The 18,228-nt window shown below is 41.3% G+C and carries 16 protein-coding genes; 6 read left to right on the top strand and 10 right to left on the bottom strand.

The features are described 5' to 3' along the window. The first annotated feature begins 156 nt into the window (after positions 1–156). A complete protein-coding gene (locus L3V41_RS04250; protein WP_193987799.1) occupies positions 157–1,161 on the top strand; it encodes a glycosyltransferase family 9 protein in 1,005 nt (334 codons plus the stop codon). Here L3V41_RS04250 and L3V41_RS04255 read toward each other — a convergent pair. The 5 genes from L3V41_RS04255 to L3V41_RS04275 form a co-directional block, all read right to left on the bottom strand. Then, complete coding sequence (locus L3V41_RS04255) at positions 1,158–1,577, bottom strand: group 1 truncated hemoglobin (protein WP_062568654.1); 420 nt, start codon at positions 1,575–1,577, stop codon at positions 1,158–1,160. The genes L3V41_RS04250 and L3V41_RS04255 overlap by 4 nt on opposite strands. Beyond that, positions 1,577–2,410, bottom strand: a complete 834-nt coding sequence (locus L3V41_RS04260; protein ID WP_193987800.1) for a DUF3034 family protein — start codon at positions 2,408–2,410, stop codon at positions 1,577–1,579. The genes L3V41_RS04255 and L3V41_RS04260 overlap by 1 nt, the downstream gene beginning before the upstream one ends. After that, a complete protein-coding gene (locus tag L3V41_RS04265; protein WP_237127210.1) occupies positions 2,397–4,712 on the bottom strand; it encodes an EAL domain-containing protein in 2,316 nt (771 codons plus the stop codon). Before L3V41_RS04265 ends, L3V41_RS04260 begins: the two co-directional genes overlap by 14 nt. Beyond that, a complete protein-coding gene (locus tag L3V41_RS04270; protein ID WP_062568651.1) occupies positions 4,705–5,358 on the bottom strand; it encodes a methylamine utilization protein in 654 nt (217 codons plus the stop codon). The genes L3V41_RS04265 and L3V41_RS04270 overlap by 8 nt, the downstream gene beginning before the upstream one ends. A 171-nt stretch (positions 5,359–5,529) precedes the next feature. Further along, positions 5,530–6,636, bottom strand: coding sequence for a phosphoribosylaminoimidazolesuccinocarboxamide synthase (locus L3V41_RS04275; protein ID WP_237114450.1), 1,107 nt, complete (start codon positions 6,634–6,636; stop codon positions 5,530–5,532). 217 nt (positions 6,637–6,853) lie between these two features. Here L3V41_RS04275 and L3V41_RS04280 point away from each other — a divergent pair, with 217 nt between their 5' ends. From L3V41_RS04280 to L3V41_RS04295, 4 genes are read left to right on the top strand one after another with little or no spacing between them, the layout of a single operon-like run. Beyond that, a complete protein-coding gene (locus L3V41_RS04280) occupies positions 6,854–7,927 on the top strand; it encodes a CDP-glycerol glycerophosphotransferase family protein (RefSeq protein ID WP_193987804.1) in 1,074 nt (357 codons plus the stop codon). A 16-nt stretch (positions 7,928–7,943) separates the two neighbouring features. Beyond that, positions 7,944–8,642, top strand: coding sequence for an ABC transporter ATP-binding protein (locus L3V41_RS04285; protein WP_062568649.1), 699 nt, complete (start codon positions 7,944–7,946; stop codon positions 8,640–8,642). After that, positions 8,629–9,897: an ABC transporter permease gene (locus tag L3V41_RS04290; protein WP_237127211.1), complete on the top strand. Its 1,269-nt coding sequence runs from the start codon at positions 8,629–8,631 to the stop codon at positions 9,895–9,897. The genes L3V41_RS04285 and L3V41_RS04290 overlap by 14 nt, the downstream gene beginning before the upstream one ends. A 41-nt stretch (positions 9,898–9,938) precedes the next feature. Further along, entirely contained in the window at positions 9,939–10,394 is a 456-nt protein-coding gene (locus L3V41_RS04295) for a DUF3299 domain-containing protein (protein WP_228074505.1), read from the top strand. A gap of 45 nt (positions 10,395–10,439) precedes the next feature. Here L3V41_RS04295 and mutM read toward each other — a convergent pair whose 3' ends face one another. After that, positions 10,440–11,249, bottom strand: coding sequence for a bifunctional DNA-formamidopyrimidine glycosylase/DNA-(apurinic or apyrimidinic site) lyase (gene mutM / locus L3V41_RS04300; protein ID WP_062568646.1), 810 nt, complete (start codon positions 11,247–11,249; stop codon positions 10,440–10,442). 11 nt (positions 11,250–11,260) lie between these two features. Continuing rightward, on the bottom strand, positions 11,261–11,752 hold the full coding sequence (locus tag L3V41_RS04305) for a hypothetical protein (RefSeq protein ID WP_062568645.1): 492 nt from the start codon (positions 11,750–11,752) through the stop codon (positions 11,261–11,263). A gap of 150 nt (positions 11,753–11,902) precedes the next feature. Between L3V41_RS04305 and L3V41_RS04310 the strand changes: the two genes are divergently transcribed. Then, positions 11,903–12,829 (top strand): manganese-dependent inorganic pyrophosphatase, encoded by a 927-nt coding sequence (locus tag L3V41_RS04310; RefSeq protein ID WP_062568644.1) that lies wholly within the window; start codon positions 11,903–11,905, stop codon positions 12,827–12,829. Between the two features lie 97 nt (positions 12,830–12,926). Here the strand turns inward: L3V41_RS04310 and L3V41_RS04315 are convergent, their stop codons facing one another. The 3 genes from L3V41_RS04315 to rnr form a co-directional block, all read right to left on the bottom strand. Next, positions 12,927–14,831, bottom strand: coding sequence for an alpha/beta fold hydrolase (locus L3V41_RS04315; protein ID WP_237114452.1), 1,905 nt, complete (start codon positions 14,829–14,831; stop codon positions 12,927–12,929). A gap of 168 nt (positions 14,832–14,999) precedes the next feature. Then, a complete protein-coding gene (gene rlmB / locus L3V41_RS04320) occupies positions 15,000–15,746 on the bottom strand; it encodes a 23S rRNA (guanosine(2251)-2'-O)-methyltransferase RlmB (protein ID WP_062568643.1) in 747 nt (248 codons plus the stop codon). After that, positions 15,743–18,226 (bottom strand): ribonuclease R, encoded by a 2,484-nt coding sequence (gene rnr / locus L3V41_RS04325; RefSeq protein ID WP_237127212.1) that lies wholly within the window; start codon positions 18,224–18,226, stop codon positions 15,743–15,745. Before rnr ends, rlmB begins: the two co-directional genes overlap by 4 nt. Between the last annotated feature and the right edge of the window lie 2 nt (positions 18,227–18,228).

Here is an 18,228-nt window from a genome sequence, read left to right on the forward strand (position 1 = left end):
ATCTTTGGAAAAATAAGATAAAAGTAAACTTATTGAGAATAAAAAAGCCCTTGCTAACTCACTAATCTGACGTTAAAAAGATAAGCATTAGCAAGAAGTAGTTAAAGATTAATCTCTCAAGAACATAGCAAATAAAAACGTCTCGGCCTCATTCAAATGCCCAAAAACCAAACAATTGATAGTAAAAAAATCCAAGGAAATATACTGGTTGTACTTCCCAAGTTCATTGGCGATACAATTAATTGCACCCCAGCAATCAAAATGCTTAAAACACTTTACCCGAACAAAAAAATCTATGTGTTAGCGCGCCCACATCTTGTTGAAATGCTATCTCGAGATCACTCGATTGAGGTTATTGCTGATAATCGCTTTAATACGCATCAGCCTTGCTCACTTTTAAGCCAAGCGAGTATATTAAAAAAAGCCGATATTGACTTAGCAATCATACTCAGAAACTCTCTTTCAGAAGCGCTCCTTTGTTTTGTAGCTAAGATTAAATATCGTATTGGCTATGCACAAAATGGACGTTCGCCACTACTAACTCACGCATTAAAGCTTAATAAAAATCACCATTATATTTACCGCTATTGCCGTTTAATAAACGAGACACATGGGTCTCCTTTCTCTGAAATCCCCAATACCGAAGTACAAGCTAAAAAAAGTAGTTTTTTAAAAGGTGATAAAAAGAAAAAGCTGGGGATTTACTTTGGTGGTAAAAATAAACGATGCCGTCATTACCCTGAAGATCTCGCCATTCAAACCTTAGAAAAACTCAGTGAAGAGCACCCTGACTGCGACTTTTACATTGTTGGCGACCCTTCTGAGAAGGATGAAGCTGAGCAGTTAATCGCCAAACTTAATAAGAGTAACGTGTCAATCACAAACCTAGCCGGTCAAACTTCTATGTTAGAAATGCTCGACTTAGTTGCGTCTTTAGATTTATTTATCACCATTGATTCTGGCCCTATGCATATCGCAGCCGCCGCAAACATCCCGTTTGTAGCATTAGTCGGGTTAGGCACATCGCCTTGGAGTACCGTCGCTCCGAAGCAAAAGAATTACATTGCCTTGGTTGCCAACGGCCAGCAATTAATAGACAGTGAACTAATAAGAGACATCAAGCCTAGCCAAATTTGTGAGGCGGTTAACCAGCTAATTTAAATATTGATCACTTCTGAACGCATGGGCGCTAAGCGCTCTAAAAGCGTGTTTTGCAGCCGTTGAGGTATTTGCTGCTCGTCCATTGCGTTTATTAAAAGCTCAACCACGCGGTTAAAGTCTTTTTCAGATATATTCATACCGGTATGAATATCAATCATCGAATCGCCTGTATAGCTGCAAGGCCCATCAGTGACTGAGCATAGGTGCAAAATGAAACCTTGGCGAAAGTGCGCTACATTTGCTTGCTTAAAATACTCAAGAATCCTGCTATCGTGCCCGATTTGGTTAATAAAACTATCAACCAGCTTTTCTATACCTTGCTGTCCATCTAGTTGTTGATAGAGGCTAAGCTGGTTTGTTGCTCTACACCCACTCAGCAATACCACAAGTGCAAAAACATAAAGACCATATTTCATTACCAATATCCTGTCACTGACAAATACCAACCTGTTTGATCATCTGCCCCCGCAATACGCCCTAAATCAAGCCATGCAGCAGTGACACTAATATGTTTATTAGGAAACCAAGCAATAAATATATCTTTCCAATCTTGCTCCGAAAGACCAAGGTTATTGCTTTTTTCACGGTACTCGATACCCACTGCCACCTGATGCGTTAAAAACACAGCACTGGATGCTTCAAATAACAATTTTTCAGCACTGTTTTCCCCGCCATATCCTAGTAAGCCTAACTGGTTAGCCTCGCTGTAACGCACAGTAGTGTTCCAAAACCAATTATATCCAGCAAGTGCCCCTAAATGGAGTTTACTTGCTGCAATATACACATCCGTGCCTTTTGTATCCTTAGCGCCTAAAAGTGAAGCAAGCGCACCGTTTTGTAGTTCCTTATGCTGCATGCCTAAGCTTACTTGTGGCCATTCACTGTAAACAATATCACCATAAAGCCTTATTTTAGCCGCACTAATTGATTGTTCAATTTGAGTGTCCAGTGCAGGCACATCAAACTGCTGCTGCGCATAGCTAAGTTCTACACGGTCGAATAAGTTAAACTGCACGCCACACACATCTAAGCGGTAGTCAGTTACATCTGCACGACTACAAAAACCGTTGATTGCCACTTCATCAGCGCTTGCATAACCCGCTAATTGCGCCCACGGTACTAACCCGCCCCCAGCACTTCCTTCAACTTGCGAAACCCCAGGTGTTGCCAGCAACTTGCCCGTTGCTGCAAGGCTTGAAGCTACATTAACTAAACAGTATAAACCTATAAGCCATTTACAATGTTTCATTGTATTGTGCTAACCATTGAATAAATTGTTCGGACTTGAGAGGTCGACTTAAATAATACCCTTGTGCGTAGTCACACTGTATTTGTGTGAGCAAATCAAGAGATGCTTTATTCTCAACCCCTTCTGCTACAACCGAAAAGCCAAGTTGATGGCCCAGGCTTACGGTCGATTGAACTATGTATTGGTCTTGCTTAGATTGATCTAGCTTTAAAATAAAACACTTATCTAGCTTTAACTCGTCAATAGGCAGCGACTTCAGACGTCCAAGCGATGTCTGCCCCACACCATAGTCATCCAAAGAAATCTTAACGCCTAAGCCTTTTAAATTCTCAAGCGCTTTTATTCCTTGCTCTTCATTTTCGATCATGTCGCGCTCTGTAAGCTCGATAGTGATTAAATGACCACTTAACTGGTGTGTTTTGAGTTGTTTAGCCAAATGAGAGTAGAAGCTCGGATAAGCAATATCCTGCGCCGACACATTAATAGCCGCCTGCATCGAAATGCCCATTTGCTGCCACTGCGCAACTTGTGATACTACCGTTTTTACCACCCAAGACGTTAACTCAACAATCACACCGGATTGCTCTGCTAAATCGATAAATAACTCTGGGGAAACCCATTGACCATCTTTACGTTGCCAGCGAATCAGTGACTCAACTTTATCAATACATTGCGTTTTAATATTTAGCTTGGGTTGATAGGTCATAAAAAGCTGCCCGTCATCATCAAATAACGCTTGCTTTAGTTCATCTATAATAGCCAATCGTTCTAGATGCTCTTCGTCCTCACCTTCTTGATAGTAGTGCACATTTTTTTGTTCAGATGAGGCTGTATCAACGGCAATTAATACACGGCGCATTAAATCATCAGGGTTCACGCCTTGTGACATACAATGGACGACACCAGTACTAAAACGTAAGCTTATATTTAACCCTCGAATTAAATAGCCCACTTGTAATTGTGCCATTAACTCCATCACACTGCTTTTTAGTTGTCCTGCTTTTTGACTGGGGAATAAAGTTAAAAACTCATCGCCACCAATTCGAGCATTCACTCCGCCAATTTGCTCTGAGTACTCACAAATTCGCTCTGCCACCGCTTTTAAGCATTCATCACCAATCCGTGGGCCCAGTTTATCGTTAATATGTCGAAGGCCTCTGATATCAATTGCCACTAAGGTGTAATCAATGCCAAGTCCTAACAGAGATTCCATTTTTTCGAGCATGGCACTGCGGGTTAAAAAGCCAGTTAAAGAGTCATGGCTCGCTTGAAAGCTGATTTGCTGCTCACGCTCTTTAATATCATTACCCATGTTATTGAAAGCGTCGATAAGTGTTGTAATCTCACTACTTTGCTTTTTACCAACAAAGTCTGCCTGATAATTACCACGGGCAAATTGTTGCGCCAGTAATGTCAGCTGTAATAAAGGCGTCGTTAAATTTTTAGCTAAAAAGCCACTGGTCAAAACCCCAATAAACACCGTAATAACCGCTAAAATAATGATAGTAAAAAAGAGCTGCTCAAATTCTCGGTAACTTAGCGTTAAATCTGCACTAAGTAATACCGTAACCTGATGTCCTGACAATGAAGGTAGCTGAATTATACGATTACGATAAACTGGCTTCTCACCAAAAATACGATGTGTCATTTTATTATTGAAGTGATCAAGTACTGAGCTTCCATAAAGCTCATCAGTGAGCGATGTTTCGACAACATCATCCTCTTGACCAATAAAGCTCACATCCATAGTGGTCAGGTTTTTCAACTCTTTAGCGACTAAATCTGTAATTTTGAAACCAACGAGGCTGTATGCCACTGTACGAGGCGCTCGCACTGGCAGTAGGATCACCTGATATAAAGTTTTATCAATTATAATAAAATTTGATTGCTCAGCATGCTTCAGTAGTTCACGCATCAAAGGGGTAAACTCATCAGAGGTATGATCTAAGTCAGTATTTGCCGATACAAGTTGACCCGACAAATCAATTAACATCATTAAATCTGCGTTAATACGTCGACTGTGATTATTTAAAACGCTACTGATTGTGTCGGCATCTTGCGTGGCAATAGCTTGTTTAAAACCAAAATCAGCAGTCAGCACTTTCGCAGCCGTTAACAATAAGCTTTCTTTGGCGCTAAGATACTGCTTGAACACATTCTCAGCAACATTGATATCTTCAACTAACTTTTGATTATTAAAACGATTTGTTGACCACCAAGAACTTAATAAACTCACCAGTGTGGTAAGTAGAACTAAACCCACGCATAGCGCAATAATTCGCCCTCTTAAACTATTAACCATTATTTACCTTAAACATCTCGCCAAATGTATTTCGTGGTGCAGGTTCTACAGTCTCAACAATAACTTCATAAAACTTTTTAGGAGGTTGATTTACAATCAGTGACTGCTTAAAAGTAATATCACTTACTTGGTTTGGGTGCCAAATAGTTAAACTTAGTGGATATATAACGTCGTTAAGTGTTGCCATTCCCTGATGATTTGTTTTTGTAGCCCGATGATTTTTAGCGACATAGATATAGCCCACCATTGAATCATGGATATTACAACCAAGTACCACAACACCTGAGGTATCAAATTTTTCAGGCTTTTCGGGTTGCCCCGCATACAGTTTTATATCAAAGACTTTAGCAGGCGAAAAAGAGTAAACATGATGGCGAATATCATCACTATTAGGAAAGTCCACTAACTGCCCTTGTTGAACAATCAGTACCGTAGGAGAAAATTGTTTATTAACTTGATCCATTACCGCGACTGGAAGAGGCGTAGATTCATTATTTTTTATTGCAACCTGCTCAATAACAGCGTCAGATAACGGATTACCTAGCTGGTCACGAACAACAAATGAAATATCCGCTGCAAACAAAGTTGAACTGGTAAAGAGTGCAAGACCACACGTCGCGCGAAGCCAATGCGCAAATAAAAACATAGGTTGGTTCCTTGCTTAGCTTGTTCTGCTAATTAGTATAGATTAATCTTGTGTTAAGTTAATGACTGAAAGCAGGAAAAGCAAGAAAAAAGCCAAGCAGATGTACCTAAAATACAAACTTGGCTTAAAAATAAGAAAGGCCTTGTAGGAATGTTAGGCCTAAAAAGGTATTTAACTGTGTTTAATCAAACCGTATTCACTGTCTAAAATAGCAATCACTTCACCACGCGGGTCGCTTGGTATCGTTATTTTTTCGCCCACTATTTTACTTGCGATACCAACATAAGTATCAGACACTTCAAGCATCACAGATTCAGGCAATGTGTAGTCTTTTGCTAATTGCTCCCGCTCACCCATGCGATCTTTATTTAACAATACATCACTGTCTGGCACATTATTAATTAATAACTGGCGGAAACCTTCTTTTGAATTTTCAACTATTTTACCATCACGATAAGCAGGGCCATCCCAAATACGTGATGAGTCAGGCGTACCCACTTCATCAATATAAATAAGCTTGTCTGAGCCATCGATATCTTCTACGTAACCAAACTCAAACTTAGTATCTACGAAGATTTGGTCAAGCTGTGCTAACTCATCACTAATAAGCTTAAAGCCCTCAACTAGCAATTGCTCATATTTAGCGACATCATCTTCAGATTTAAAGTTAAATACTGATAGATTATTCGTAATGTTTTCGCGAGTGATATTAACATCGTCCACCTCAGGAATTTCGGCAACACCTGTAATAATCCCTTTTGTTGATGGTGTAATAAGTACATCATCTAACTTTTGATTAGCTGTTAGCCCTTCAGGCAAATCAATACCACAGAAATTGCGTGTGCCTTTCGCGTAATCACGCCACATGCTACCTGTAATATATTGGCGAGCAATTGCTTCAACTTTTACTGTACTTGCTTTACGCACAATCCACACATAAGGATGTGGAATATCAACAATATGATTACCTGCAAGACCTGCTTTATCAAATAACTTAAACCAATGTGATGCCACTGAGTTTAAGGCAATGCCTTTACCTGGCACACCATTTAAGCCATTTTCACCTTGCCAAATACAATCAAACGCAGAAATACGGTCTGAAATAACCATAATAGCTAGCTCAGTTCCCTCTGGAACTTGGTAACCTTTTTCATTAATTAAACGAGCGCTGTCTTCATCAGTTAACCAATAAACTGAACGCACTTTACCACTGTGTACCGCACCTTTGGTACGGATCGGTAAATCATCGTTTACGTCTAAAACTTTATAGCTAGTCATGCTATCTCCGAAAGTATTTGGCATGCTCAAATGAGCACGTGTATGGGATTGGGGTTATGGCCGCCTATAATAATCTAGACGCTATGAAAGCTCAATCATTGCGCTACGATCCGCTTTTCAATTCTCATAACAAAATCAATAAACTTTAAATGTTCTGTAATTTTGCTGTCATAAACAAAACTTCGCTATAATAGCGCCCTCACAATAGGAGGTTTTCTTGGATTACTTAGCAGCTACCGCAGAAAAAAAATACTTAATGTATATTTCACAGAATTATTCATACGCCATCTTGCGCCCTCTACAGCAAGAAATTTTAGCTCATGGCGGTGAGGTTAAGTGGTTTCTAGAAGGAGACGAGGTTAACCCTGATTTTCTTCACCAAGAAGAACAACGTTTGATGTCATTAAACGATGTAAAAAAATGGCAGCCCGATATTGTCTATCTACCAGGAAATATTGTTCCAAACTTTATCCCTGGTAAAAAAGTCAAAGTTTTTCATGGCTTTAACTCAGGAAAACGCGTTAATAATGGCCTAGATAATCATTTTAAAATTCGTGACTGTTTTGATTTATATTGCACGCAAGGGCCATCAACTACGACCACCTTTATAGAGCTTGCTCAGAAGCATGGCTACTTTCAAGTAAAAGAAACAGGTTGGCCAACACTTGATCCCTACTTTTCTGAGATTGAAAATAACCCCTATGAAGATAAGCAAGATCCGCGTAAAACATTGCTCATTTGCTCGACTTTTTCTAGGCGTATCTCACTTGCTCCAAAGCTTTATGAACAAATTAAAGCCTTTAGCGAGCAAGGAAAATGGCGCATTTTAATGCAGTTTCATCCTAAAATGCCAAGTGAACTCGTTGCGCAATATAAAGCGCTACAAAATGAAAACTTAACCTTTGTAGAAACCGACAATGTTTTACCGCTTCTAAAAGCAGCGGATGTGATGCTCTGTGATACCTCATCGATATTACTGATGTTTATTTTACAACGTAAGCCTGTGGTGACCTTCTGCAACCAAAACCCAGGGGAACATCTCGTTGACATTACAGATGCAGACAAAATCGAACAGGCCATCGATTATGCTCTCACAGAACCCGATGAGCTAATGGCTAAAATTGAGCACTTCTGCCAACAGTTACACCCATATCAGGACGGCTTATCGAGTCAACGTGTACTTGCTGCCAGCAATGAATTACTATTGACTAATCCAGCACTTAAGCCAAAACCACGTAATTTTATTCGTAACCTAAAAATGCGTAAAAAATTAAATTACTGGCGATGGTAACAACTTATAGGTCGTTATGATCACGCTTTCAAATGTGCTATTTAAGTGGCACTCACAACAAACGGCGCCAACGATCAATATTGCACAATTGCAGATTGATCAAGGCGAACATGTTTTTCTTCATGGCCCGAGTGGCTGCGGTAAATCAACGTTGCTGTCTTTGCTTGCCGGTGTTGCTACTCCTAACAAAGGCACAATTGAGTTACTTGGCAAAGCAATAAACCAACTTAGTAATAGCCAACGCGACCGTTTTCGTGCCGACCATATTGGTTATATTTTCCAAAACTTTAATTTACTGTCTTACTTATCACCCATTGAAAACGTGACATTAGGCTGCCAATTTTCACCATCTCGCAAACACCATGCGCTTCAAAACAATGCCACTATTAGTGCAGAAGCGAGCCGACTGCTTACAGCGTTAGGGTTAACAGGCAGCTTACAGCATCAAGCTGTCGGTGAATTAAGTATTGGCCAACAACAACGTGTTGCAGCAGCCAGAGCATTTATAGGTAGCCCAGAAATCATTATCGCCGATGAACCAACCTCGGCACTGGACACACAAAACCGTCAAGCATTTGTGAAGTTACTGTTTGCCCAAGCCACAGCCACTAATAGCACACTCGTGTTTGTCAGTCATGATGAGACCCTGCGCAGCCTTTTCAAACGCAGCATTGACCTTGTTGAACTACAAGGAGGCAGACATGCTACTACTTAAACTTGCCGCAAAAAGCTTATTCAATCGCAAAGCCAGTGCTTTGCTTACGTTATTCACTATTGCTATTAGTGTGATGTTGCTCATGTCGATTGAGCGTGTTCGTATCGATGCCAAAAGTAGCTTTAGTAATACCATTTCTGGCACAGATTTGATCGTTGGCGCTCGCACGGGCGACATTCAATTGCTGCTCTCTTCTGTATTTCGTATTGGACATGCTAATAACGGCGTCAGTTGGCAAAGTTATCAGTATATTGCAAAGCAACGAGGGGTTAGCTGGAGCATTCCACTGTCTTTAGGTGATAGCCATAAAGGCCTTGCGGTGCTTGGTACAAACAAGGACTACTTTACTTACTATCGCTTTGGCAAGAAGCAACTATTAAGCTTTGCAAACGGCCATGAGTTTAATCACTTATTTGACGTTGTTCTTGGTGCTGATGTAGCCAAATCCCTTGGCTATCAACTGGGTGATAAGGTCGTGATTGCTCACGGCATGGGTAATACTAGCTTTCATAACCATGATGATAACCCATTTACCGTTGTTGGTATTTTACAAGCAACGGGTACACCCGTTGATAAAACCCTACATATTCCACTTGCTGCGATTGATGAAATTCATGGGGGTCATAATCATCAACATGAAAAAGCTAATGACCACGACCACGACCACGACCAGCATGATGCTGTCGATCTCATCGGCACACCAAAACAAATAACCGCTTTTCTACTTGGTTTTGATTCGCCACTGTACACCCTACAAGTGCGCCGCAATATCAACCAATACAAAGATGAGGCATTACTTGCCATCATGCCTGGTGTGACCTTACGCGAATTGTGGGAAATGCTCTCAATTGTCGAAAAAATATTATTACTTTTTTCAATTGTGGTGGTCATTATTAGTTTACTTGGCATGTTGACCAGCCTGCTGTCGAGCTTAAATCAGCGTCGCAGAGAATTGGCTATTTTGCGCTCGGTAGGCGCTAGGCCTTGGCATATTTTTACATTGATAAGCGCAGAATCATTACTCATCACTGGGCTAGGCTGCCTTGTTGGTGTCGCCTTGTTCTACGGTTTAATGCTATTCGGCGCAGGTTACTTGCAAAGCCATGCCGGAATAAGCCTTAATATAGCGCTATTATCGGCCTATGAACTCATGCTATTAGCTGCGATAATGTTTGCAGGTTTTATCGTCGGGTTGATACCTGCAACCCGCGCATATTTTTACTCACTTGCCGATGGCATGAGTATCAAAATTTAAGGAATTTTATGCAATTTTTTCAAAAATTTATTGCTGTTGCCATGCTTTTATCTTGCACTTTTGCGAATGCAGGCAAACCTAAAGAAATTTTTTGGGAAGACTTAATCCCTCAAGGGCATGTACAAATTGACACTCAAGCACAAGCTAACCATGAGGGTTCAGAACAAAATTGGGTGCAACCTGATTTAGATGCGCCGGTTGTTAAAGAACTGAACGGCCAATCAGTTAGTTTGCCTGGCTTTGTAGTGCCACTAGAGGGCGACAGCGAAGTGATTACTGAGTTTTTACTGGTACCATATTTTGGTGCCTGTATCCACGTACCACCACCGCCACCAAACCAAATTGTGCATGTCACAATTGAAGGTGGTGTGCCTATTGAGAGCCTTTATGATGCAATCGTTGTTACAGGGGTGATTAGCACAGAAACGTGGTCGGGTGAAATTGCCCAAGTTGGCTATAAAATGAAAGCGGTCGGTGTCGCACCATTTGAACTATAATTTAAAAGCACACCGAGGCGTGCTTTTTCATGGTTACTTTCAGAGTCACTTTTGGCAATTAGCACAGTAAACTGTGCTTCTTTGCCCTAATCTAATTTCCTTTAGTGGCTCTTTACAGTTAACGCACGGCTCGCCTTTGCGGCCATAAACCAGCAATTGCTGCGCAAAATAACCAGGTTTACCATCACTTTGGGCAAAGTCTTTTAATGTTGTGCCACCTTGTGTAATCGCTGCTGCAAGGGTTTCTTTAATAATGGGCACTAATTGCTGATAACGCTTTAATGATACCTTGCCGGCTTCACGTTTTGGATGAATTCCGGCTTTAAATAGCGACTCATTAGCATAGATATTACCTACACCAACCACCACAGCGTTATCCATAATAAATTGTTTAATAGGTACTTTTTTGTTGCGTGACTGCTCAAAAACGCGCTTTGCAACAAACTCTTCTGTTAACGGCTCAGGCCCTAGCTTTGACAGCAAGGTATGGCATTCATTTGGCGCTTGCCATAAGCAAGCCCCAAAGCGACGAGCATCATTAAGCCGTAACGCTTTACCAGATGCTAAAATAAACTCAATATGGTCATGTTTTTTTAAGGGCTCTGTAGCATCCACAACACGTAAATTACCCGACATACCTAAATGCAAAATAACACTACCCAGTTCACAGCCAAGTAATAAGTATTTTGCTCTACGTTCAACGGACGTAACTTTAAGCCCTTGTAATTGATAAACATCATCAGGCACAGGCCAACGCATGCTGGCGTTATGAATATTTACTTTGGTTACTGTTTGGTCAAGCACATGCGGCGTTATTCCCAAACGGCTAACTTCAACTTCTGGTAATTCAGGCATCTATGACTCTCTTAAAACGGGTATAGCGGAAATAACTGAACGACATCGGCTTGCTCAAGCACAAACACCCGCTGTAACCGCTTATCCAATAAATAGTATTGCTGCTCAATGCTATATAGCTGATACACCGCTGGCAATTGCTCACCAGCAAGCCATACAGAGGCAACATAATCCGCTGACGCCTTTGAAATTTTACTCACTGGCAGCGCTGCGATGGTTAATTGCTGACGCTGCCAACGCTCAACTAATTGCTCTAGTGTTTGTTCATCGGCTTGCCAGGTAATGCTTTGTAACTTTTGGCTCCGCCACGAAGTTCCTATGCGCTCAATTTTCAGTTCAGGAAAAGCCATTGCTAAAATAAAGCTTTGCTCAGGCAGTAGAGCTTGAACGCCCTCATTCGCAGGGGGAGTATTGAGCTTTTTGTGCAAACCGTTAAAGAAAAAAATCATTAACAGCATCGAAATAATCACCACATTATTCCATGCTTTTCGGCTCAAACGCATCGTATCTTCCTCACTTTTCAATACCTTAAAGTGTAACTAAAAAGCCCGTTAATTGGCAGTTGTAATTGATCAACAAAATTTCATGTCTGTTATGTATCAATCTGTAGAGACTTTGCTAAAATATCCGCCAAATTTAAAGGAGTTCCGTCAATGTCAATGTATGTAGTGGGTCATAAGATCCCTGATTCAGATTCAATTTGCGGTGCAATTGCGCTTGCTTATTTAAAAAACCAAATCGAAGAACCTGCAATACCAACGCGTTTAGGTGAAGTATCGCCTGAAACACAGTTTATCCTAGATAAATTTGGTTTCGAAGCCCCTGAGCTAAAGCTTAGCTACGCAGGTGAAGACGTTTATATCGTTGACCATACAGAAAAAACGCAAGCACCTGATGACATCGATCAAGCACGTGTTGTCGGTGTTGTTGATCACCACAAATTGGGCGATTTAACATCATCAACACCGCTTGAGTGTTGGATCCGTCCTGTTGGCTGTTCAAACACTATCATCAAAATGATGTATGACTTCTATAATGTAGAGATTCCAAAAGATATCGCAGGCATCATGCTATGTGCAATTTTAAGCGACACAGTAATCTTTAAATCACCAACGTGCACAACGGCTGACATCAAGTGTGTTGAAGCACTTGCTGAAATCGCAGGTATCGAAGATTTTAAAGAGCTTGGCATGGAAATGTTCAAGGTGAAATCAGCGGTTGAAGGCACACCTGCACGCGACTTAGTCATGCGTGACTTTAAAGACTTCAACATGAACGGTAAGCTAGTAGGTATTGGCCAGCTAGAAGTGATCGACCTTGCTGTATTTGATGAGATTAAAGCAGACCTTGAAGCTGATATCGCAAAGCTGAAAGAAGAAGGCGGTCGTCATTCAGTGTTACTACTACTAACAGACATCATGAAAGAAGGCTCGCAAATGCTGATCGCATCGGATGACACATCGGTTATCGAAACAGCTTACGGTGTTGAGTCTGAAAATGACCAAGTTTGGTTAGATGGTGTACTAAGTCGTAAGAAGCAAGTAGTACCGCCACTACAAGACGCTTTTGCAAAAATCTAATCTCACGAAATAGATACAAAAAAGCCGATGTAACTTCAAACATCGGCTTTTTTATTACTCTATTATTTAAATTTTATCTAGATGTTACTAAGGCTACCTATAATAGGTGCTTTTTCAAAAACGGCGTTATCTCAGAGAATAACTTTACTTGGCTTTCTTGATCGTCAAAAAAGTGTGTTCCATCCTCTATTTCAACATATTTAATATCTAACTGCTTTCTCGCTTTGTCATAGAAATCTTTCGATTGATTATAATTAACGCGCGTATCGTTATTACCATGTATTAAAAGAATAGGTGCCTTAATATGGTTTATTTTTCTTATTGCTGATACCTCAGCTAACGCATCGATAGACTTATCATCTTTAACATCAACAATATTACCTAAGTATTTCCCTTGTCTATCGGTTTTAGTAACAAAAGTTTCAAGGTCAGAGACGCCTGATATACTCACCACACATTTAAAGCGCTTAGGCTCTTGAAAGGCTGCTGTTAAGGCAACATACCCACCGTAACTTGCACCAAAAATACAGGCATTGTCTTTTTTAGCTAAGCCTTGCGCAATTGCCCAATCCATTGCCTCATACACATCTTGTTGCATGCGTTTACCCCACTGGTAATAACCAGCCGTTTCGAATGCGCTACCAAAGCCTGCAGAGCCCCTAAAGTTAACTTGTAATACAGAAAACCCTAACTCAACAAGGTACTGAAGCTCTTTGTCAAAATACTTATAATCTCTGGCATGCGGACCACCATGCGGCATAACGATCAATGGCGGATTTTTAACATTTGCTGGCTGCGTAAAGTAACCCGTTATTTCCAGACCATCACTGGCTTTAAAGCTATAATTTTGTACAGGGCTAAATGACTTTCTGACTAAATAAGGGTATTTCGATAACCAAACACCTCCTTTTTGAGTATTTAAGTCAAAGTAATAATAAGTTGGCGGCGTAACATCGTTAGTGACTGACACTAATAATCGCGTATGATCTCGGCTACGGCTGCTGATTGTGGCTTGCTTTCCTTTAAATAGGCCTGCTACCTCACGCTCTTGTGCGCCATCTTTGTCATCAAAATAGTGAGTGCGATAGTAGTCATCAAAAAAAGATACACCGATAAACTCGCCCTCATTATCAGTTATTGCGCCATCGAGATCATATTTATCATTACTAAAAATCAACTCCTCAAACTTGCCTGCTTCTATGTTATAGAGCCAAAGAGCTTCACGTCCAAGCTCCCTATTAGAGAGCACATACGCTTTCGAGCCATCTTTTGATAAAGCTTGAATAGAAAAAGTGTCATCTTCGCCCCACACCTGTGAGTGAATTTTTTTTAGCTCTGCGTCTTTATTTGCTCTGTACCAAATTGATGCGGTAAATACGTCGTCTTTTTCTTCAACGGCTAGTCCAAGTCTGATAACCCCTTTACTATCAGCATACCAGCTACCAATATCATTTTTATTACCCTGAACTTTATCAAAGTCAGATGTGCCTAAATGCACACGATAGACAACATAGCCCTTATCATTTTTGTCGTAGGTGGAAATAAGCGCGTAATCGGTTTCATCCTTGAGTGATGATACTAACTCAAACGACTGATACTTATACCAACGATCATCTGTAAAACGTGGAGATGTGAGCACTTTAGTTTCAGAGGTTTCTACATTGATAGAGTACAACCTAGATACTCTGAAAAACTGACCATTTACATATTCGGGATAACTTGCCGAAACGATAATGTAGCGATTGCCTGACCAGCGAATAAAATCAACACGGTCTTTGTTTTTCTTTAACCGTGCCAGCACCTTAAAATCAATATCAGGAAACTTAGTAACACTAATCGTTGGGCCCGAATCAGTATTATAGAGTGTCGCAATAAGCTCACCATTTGGCGATAAGCTTGGCTGCTCAACCATTGGAAGTTTGGCGTATTGTTCCCATGCAGGGGCTTTTGCATTGACAATGAATGTTGCCAAAAGCAGGATTGTCACGATTCCTTTTAACATATTTTCCCTTTTGAATTAATCAGTTAAATGACTAATAAAAGGATAACACACAGGAAAAGCTAACACAGCATTAATTTTTAGTTAACGTTTTTGAAGAGCTTTTAGATATTAAATAACCACCTTTATAAAGGTGGTTATTTAATGATATTCGGTGGGTTGCAGTCAGCTTTATAGCTGGGTCGCATTACGCTGGCGTAACACTTCAAATAAACAAATACCGGTCGCCACTGATACATTTAAGCTAGATACCGTGCCTGCCATTGGAATTTTAACAAGTAAATCACAATGCTCACGAGTCAGGCGGCGCATACCATCTCCTTCGGCACCCATAACAACAGCCATTGGCCCTGTCAGGTTTGCATCAAATAATTCCGTATCTGTTTCACCGGCAGTGCCAACCACCCACACGCCAGCGTCTTTAATTTCACGCAAGGTACGTGCAAGATTAGTGACTTGTACCAATGGTACTGTTTCCGCTGCGCCGCATGCTACTTTGCGTGCTGTACCATTGAGTTTGGCAGATTTATCTTTAGGCACAATAATCGCGTGTACACCCGCAGCATCAGCGCTACGTAAACAGGCCCCTAAATTATGCGGATCAGTAATGCCATCAAGCACCAATAAGAAAGGCGTTTCTTCACGGGCAATGATCTCATCTAGATCTTTCTCGTTATACATACGCGCCGCTTTTACATTGGCAATAATGCCTTGGTGTTGCTCACCATTGGCTTTATTATCAAGCGCTTTACGCTGCATAAACTGTACAGAAATACCGAATTTACGTGCTTGGTCAATAACCGGATTTAAACGTTTGTCTTCACGGCCTTTTAAAGCATAAATTTCTAAAAAGCGCTCAGGCTCTTTTGCTAAAATTGCTTCAACTGAGTGAAAGCCAAAAATTAATTCATTACTCACGTATTATTTGCTCCTCGGCCATTACGTTTACGGGCATTCTTACCCGGTCTTTTTGCCTTTTTAGTGGCTTTTTTCTTACTCTTTTTGTTACTGGCTTTTACTGCATCAGCTTTTTTACTACTTGGCTTTTTGCGCCCTTTAGAAGGAGAAGACTTGCCACGTTTTTCGTTGTCTTTATCGCCTGATTTTGCTTCAAAGCGACTTGATTCAGATTTTTTACCAGGAATTTTACCTGCTTTTAGCTGGGCACGAACACTTGGTTTTGCAGGGGCGCTACGGCCACGACGACGGGCATAACGGTCTTGCTGTGCTTCGCCTGCTAACACTAAGTTTATGCGTCGCTCATCAAGACTGACAGATGATACCTGAACCGTTAATTTATCGCCTAAACGATAAACAGTGTGGGTTTGCTCACCAATCAAGCAATGCTTAGCACCATCGTAATGGAAATATTCATTGCCTAAGTTGGTTACGTGGATCATGCCATCGATTTGTAAATCGTCTAAACGCACAAACAACCCAAAGTTAGTCACCGATGAGATCACCCCACCAAATTCGTCACCAACATGGTCTTGCATAAATTCACATTTAAGCCAATCTGCTACTTCGCGAGTTGCATCATCAGCACGGCGTTCAGTGGTTGAACACTGCTCACCTAACATATCAACTTCGTCATCAGTGTATGCGTACTCACCGGATGTTTGCTGGCCTTGCGCTTTAAGCACAGCTTTAATTGCACGGTGTACCACTAAATCTGGGTAACGACGAATTGGCGACGTAAAGTGGGCGTAAGCAGGTAACGCTAATCCAAAGTGACCAATATTATCAGGCTGATAAACCGCTTGCTTCATTGAGCGTAGCAACATGGTTTGAATAAGCTCAGCTTCAGGGCGGTCGCCTAATTTTGCTAACACTTGGGTTATTTCTTTTGGTGTTGGCTCATCAGAAATCGCGGTTTCGATACCAAGCTCTGATAAAAAGTTTCTGAAAAAACCAAGCTTTTCAGCATCCGGTTCATCATGCACACGATATAGCGCACTCGCCTCGTGTTTTTCTAATAATCGGGCAGCAGATACGTTCGCTAAAATCATGCACTCTTCGATAAGTTTGTGCGCATCATTGCGCACCACAGGCACGATTGATTCAATCTTACGGTGTGCATTAAACACAAAACGTGTTTCTAAGGTTTCAAACTCAATCGCACCACGCTCTTGGCGTGCAGCTTTAAGTGCCATATACATTTGCTGTAAGTCAGTTAAGTGCGGCACCATCTCGGCATAGTCTTCACGCAGCTTTTCATCGCCTTGTAAAATCGCATTCACTTTAGTGTAGGTAAAACGAGCGTGTGAGTTCATCACTGCTTCGTAAAACTTATAGCCAGACAACTTACCCGCATCTGACACCGTCATCTCTGCAACCATACATAAACGGTCAACTTCTGGGTTTAATGAGCATAAGCCATTGGATAATACTTTTGGCAGCATCGGAATAACTTGCTCAGGGAAATACACTGAGTTACCACGCTCGATCGCTTCTTTATTCAGTGGTGTGTTCATACCTACATAATGCGACACATCGGCAATGGCTACCCACAAACGCCAACCACCTGATGGCTTGCGCTCACAATAAACGGCATCGTCAAAGTCACGGGCATCCTCACCGTCGATAGTAACCAGTGGTAAGTCACGTAAATCTACACGACCTTGCTTTGCTTGCTCATCAACAAATTCCCCTAAATGAGCAACTTGCTTTTCAACCGCTTCTGGCCACACATGGGGAATATCGTGATTACGCAGTGCAACTTCAATTTCCATCCCTGGTGCTAAGTGTTCACCGAGAACTTCGGTGACTGTGCCCACTGCATTCATATGTCGGCTTGGGTTTTGGGTAATTTGCACCTGCACCATTTGATTATGGCGCGCGCCATTTTCACTGCCGGGCAGTATCATAATATCTTGCGTTATGCGTGGGTCTTCCGCCACAACAACGGCGATACCATGCTCAACAAAATAACGGCCGACAATGGGCGCGCGTTCATTAGTTAATACTTTAATGATACGTGCTTCGCATTTGCCACTTGAACCTTTGCGATTGCCTTTAGCAAGCACAATGTCACCGTGCAACACCATATTCATTTGGTGCTTTGCGATAAACCAATCTTTACTCTCACCTTCAACTTCTAAAAAGCCGAATCCGTCACGATGACCAATGACCTTGCCTTTAACGAGGCCTGATTCATCTATCAATGCGTAGCATTTAAACTTATTGAAATACAGTTGACCATCGCGCTCCATTGCACGTAAACGACGTTTGAACGCAATTTGACGCTCTGTATCATTCACCTGTAATTCGTCACAAAGTTGTGTGAAGTTTGCTGGTTTAGCGCGAGATTCTAAGTGAGTAAGTATAAACTCACGGCTAGGGACGGGGTTTTCGTACTTTTCTTGCTCTCGACTGAGATTGGGATCCTGTTTTGACATTC

This window comes from Pseudoalteromonas sp. L21 (assembly GCF_021728035.1).
GTDB classification, from domain to species: Bacteria; Pseudomonadota; Gammaproteobacteria; order Enterobacterales; family Alteromonadaceae; genus Pseudoalteromonas; species Pseudoalteromonas arabiensis.

Excerpts from the sequence above, each read along its gene's own strand:
- L3V41_RS04250 (WP_193987799.1), top strand. The coding sequence starts at position 157 with ATGCCCAAAAACCAAACAATTGATAGTAAAAAAATCCAAGGAAATATA.
- L3V41_RS04255 (WP_062568654.1), bottom strand. The coding sequence starts at position 1,577 with ATGAAATATGGTCTTTATGTTTTTGCACTTGTGGTATTGCTGAGTGGG.
- L3V41_RS04260 (WP_193987800.1), bottom strand. The coding sequence starts at position 2,410 with ATGAAACATTGTAAATGGCTTATAGGTTTATACTGTTTAGTTAATGTA.
- L3V41_RS04265 (WP_237127210.1), bottom strand. The coding sequence starts at position 4,712 with ATGGTTAATAGTTTAAGAGGGCGAATTATTGCGCTATGCGTGGGTTTA.
- L3V41_RS04270 (WP_062568651.1), bottom strand. The coding sequence starts at position 5,358 with ATGTTTTTATTTGCGCATTGGCTTCGCGCGACGTGTGGTCTTGCACTC.
- L3V41_RS04275 (WP_237114450.1), bottom strand. The coding sequence starts at position 6,636 with ATGACTAGCTATAAAGTTTTAGACGTAAACGATGATTTACCGATCCGT.
- L3V41_RS04285 (WP_062568649.1), top strand. The coding sequence starts at position 7,944 with ATGATCACGCTTTCAAATGTGCTATTTAAGTGGCACTCACAACAAACG.
- L3V41_RS04290 (WP_237127211.1), top strand. The coding sequence starts at position 8,629 with ATGCTACTACTTAAACTTGCCGCAAAAAGCTTATTCAATCGCAAAGCC.
- L3V41_RS04295 (WP_228074505.1), top strand. The coding sequence starts at position 9,939 with ATGCTTTTATCTTGCACTTTTGCGAATGCAGGCAAACCTAAAGAAATT.
- mutM (WP_062568646.1), bottom strand. The coding sequence starts at position 11,249 with ATGCCTGAATTACCAGAAGTTGAAGTTAGCCGTTTGGGAATAACGCCG.
- L3V41_RS04305 (WP_062568645.1), bottom strand. The coding sequence starts at position 11,752 with ATGCGTTTGAGCCGAAAAGCATGGAATAATGTGGTGATTATTTCGATG.
- L3V41_RS04310 (WP_062568644.1), top strand. The coding sequence starts at position 11,903 with ATGTCAATGTATGTAGTGGGTCATAAGATCCCTGATTCAGATTCAATT.
- L3V41_RS04315 (WP_237114452.1), bottom strand. The coding sequence starts at position 14,831 with ATGTTAAAAGGAATCGTGACAATCCTGCTTTTGGCAACATTCATTGTC.
- rnr (WP_237127212.1), bottom strand. The coding sequence starts at position 18,226 with ATGTCAAAACAGGATCCCAATCTCAGTCGAGAGCAAGAAAAGTACGAA.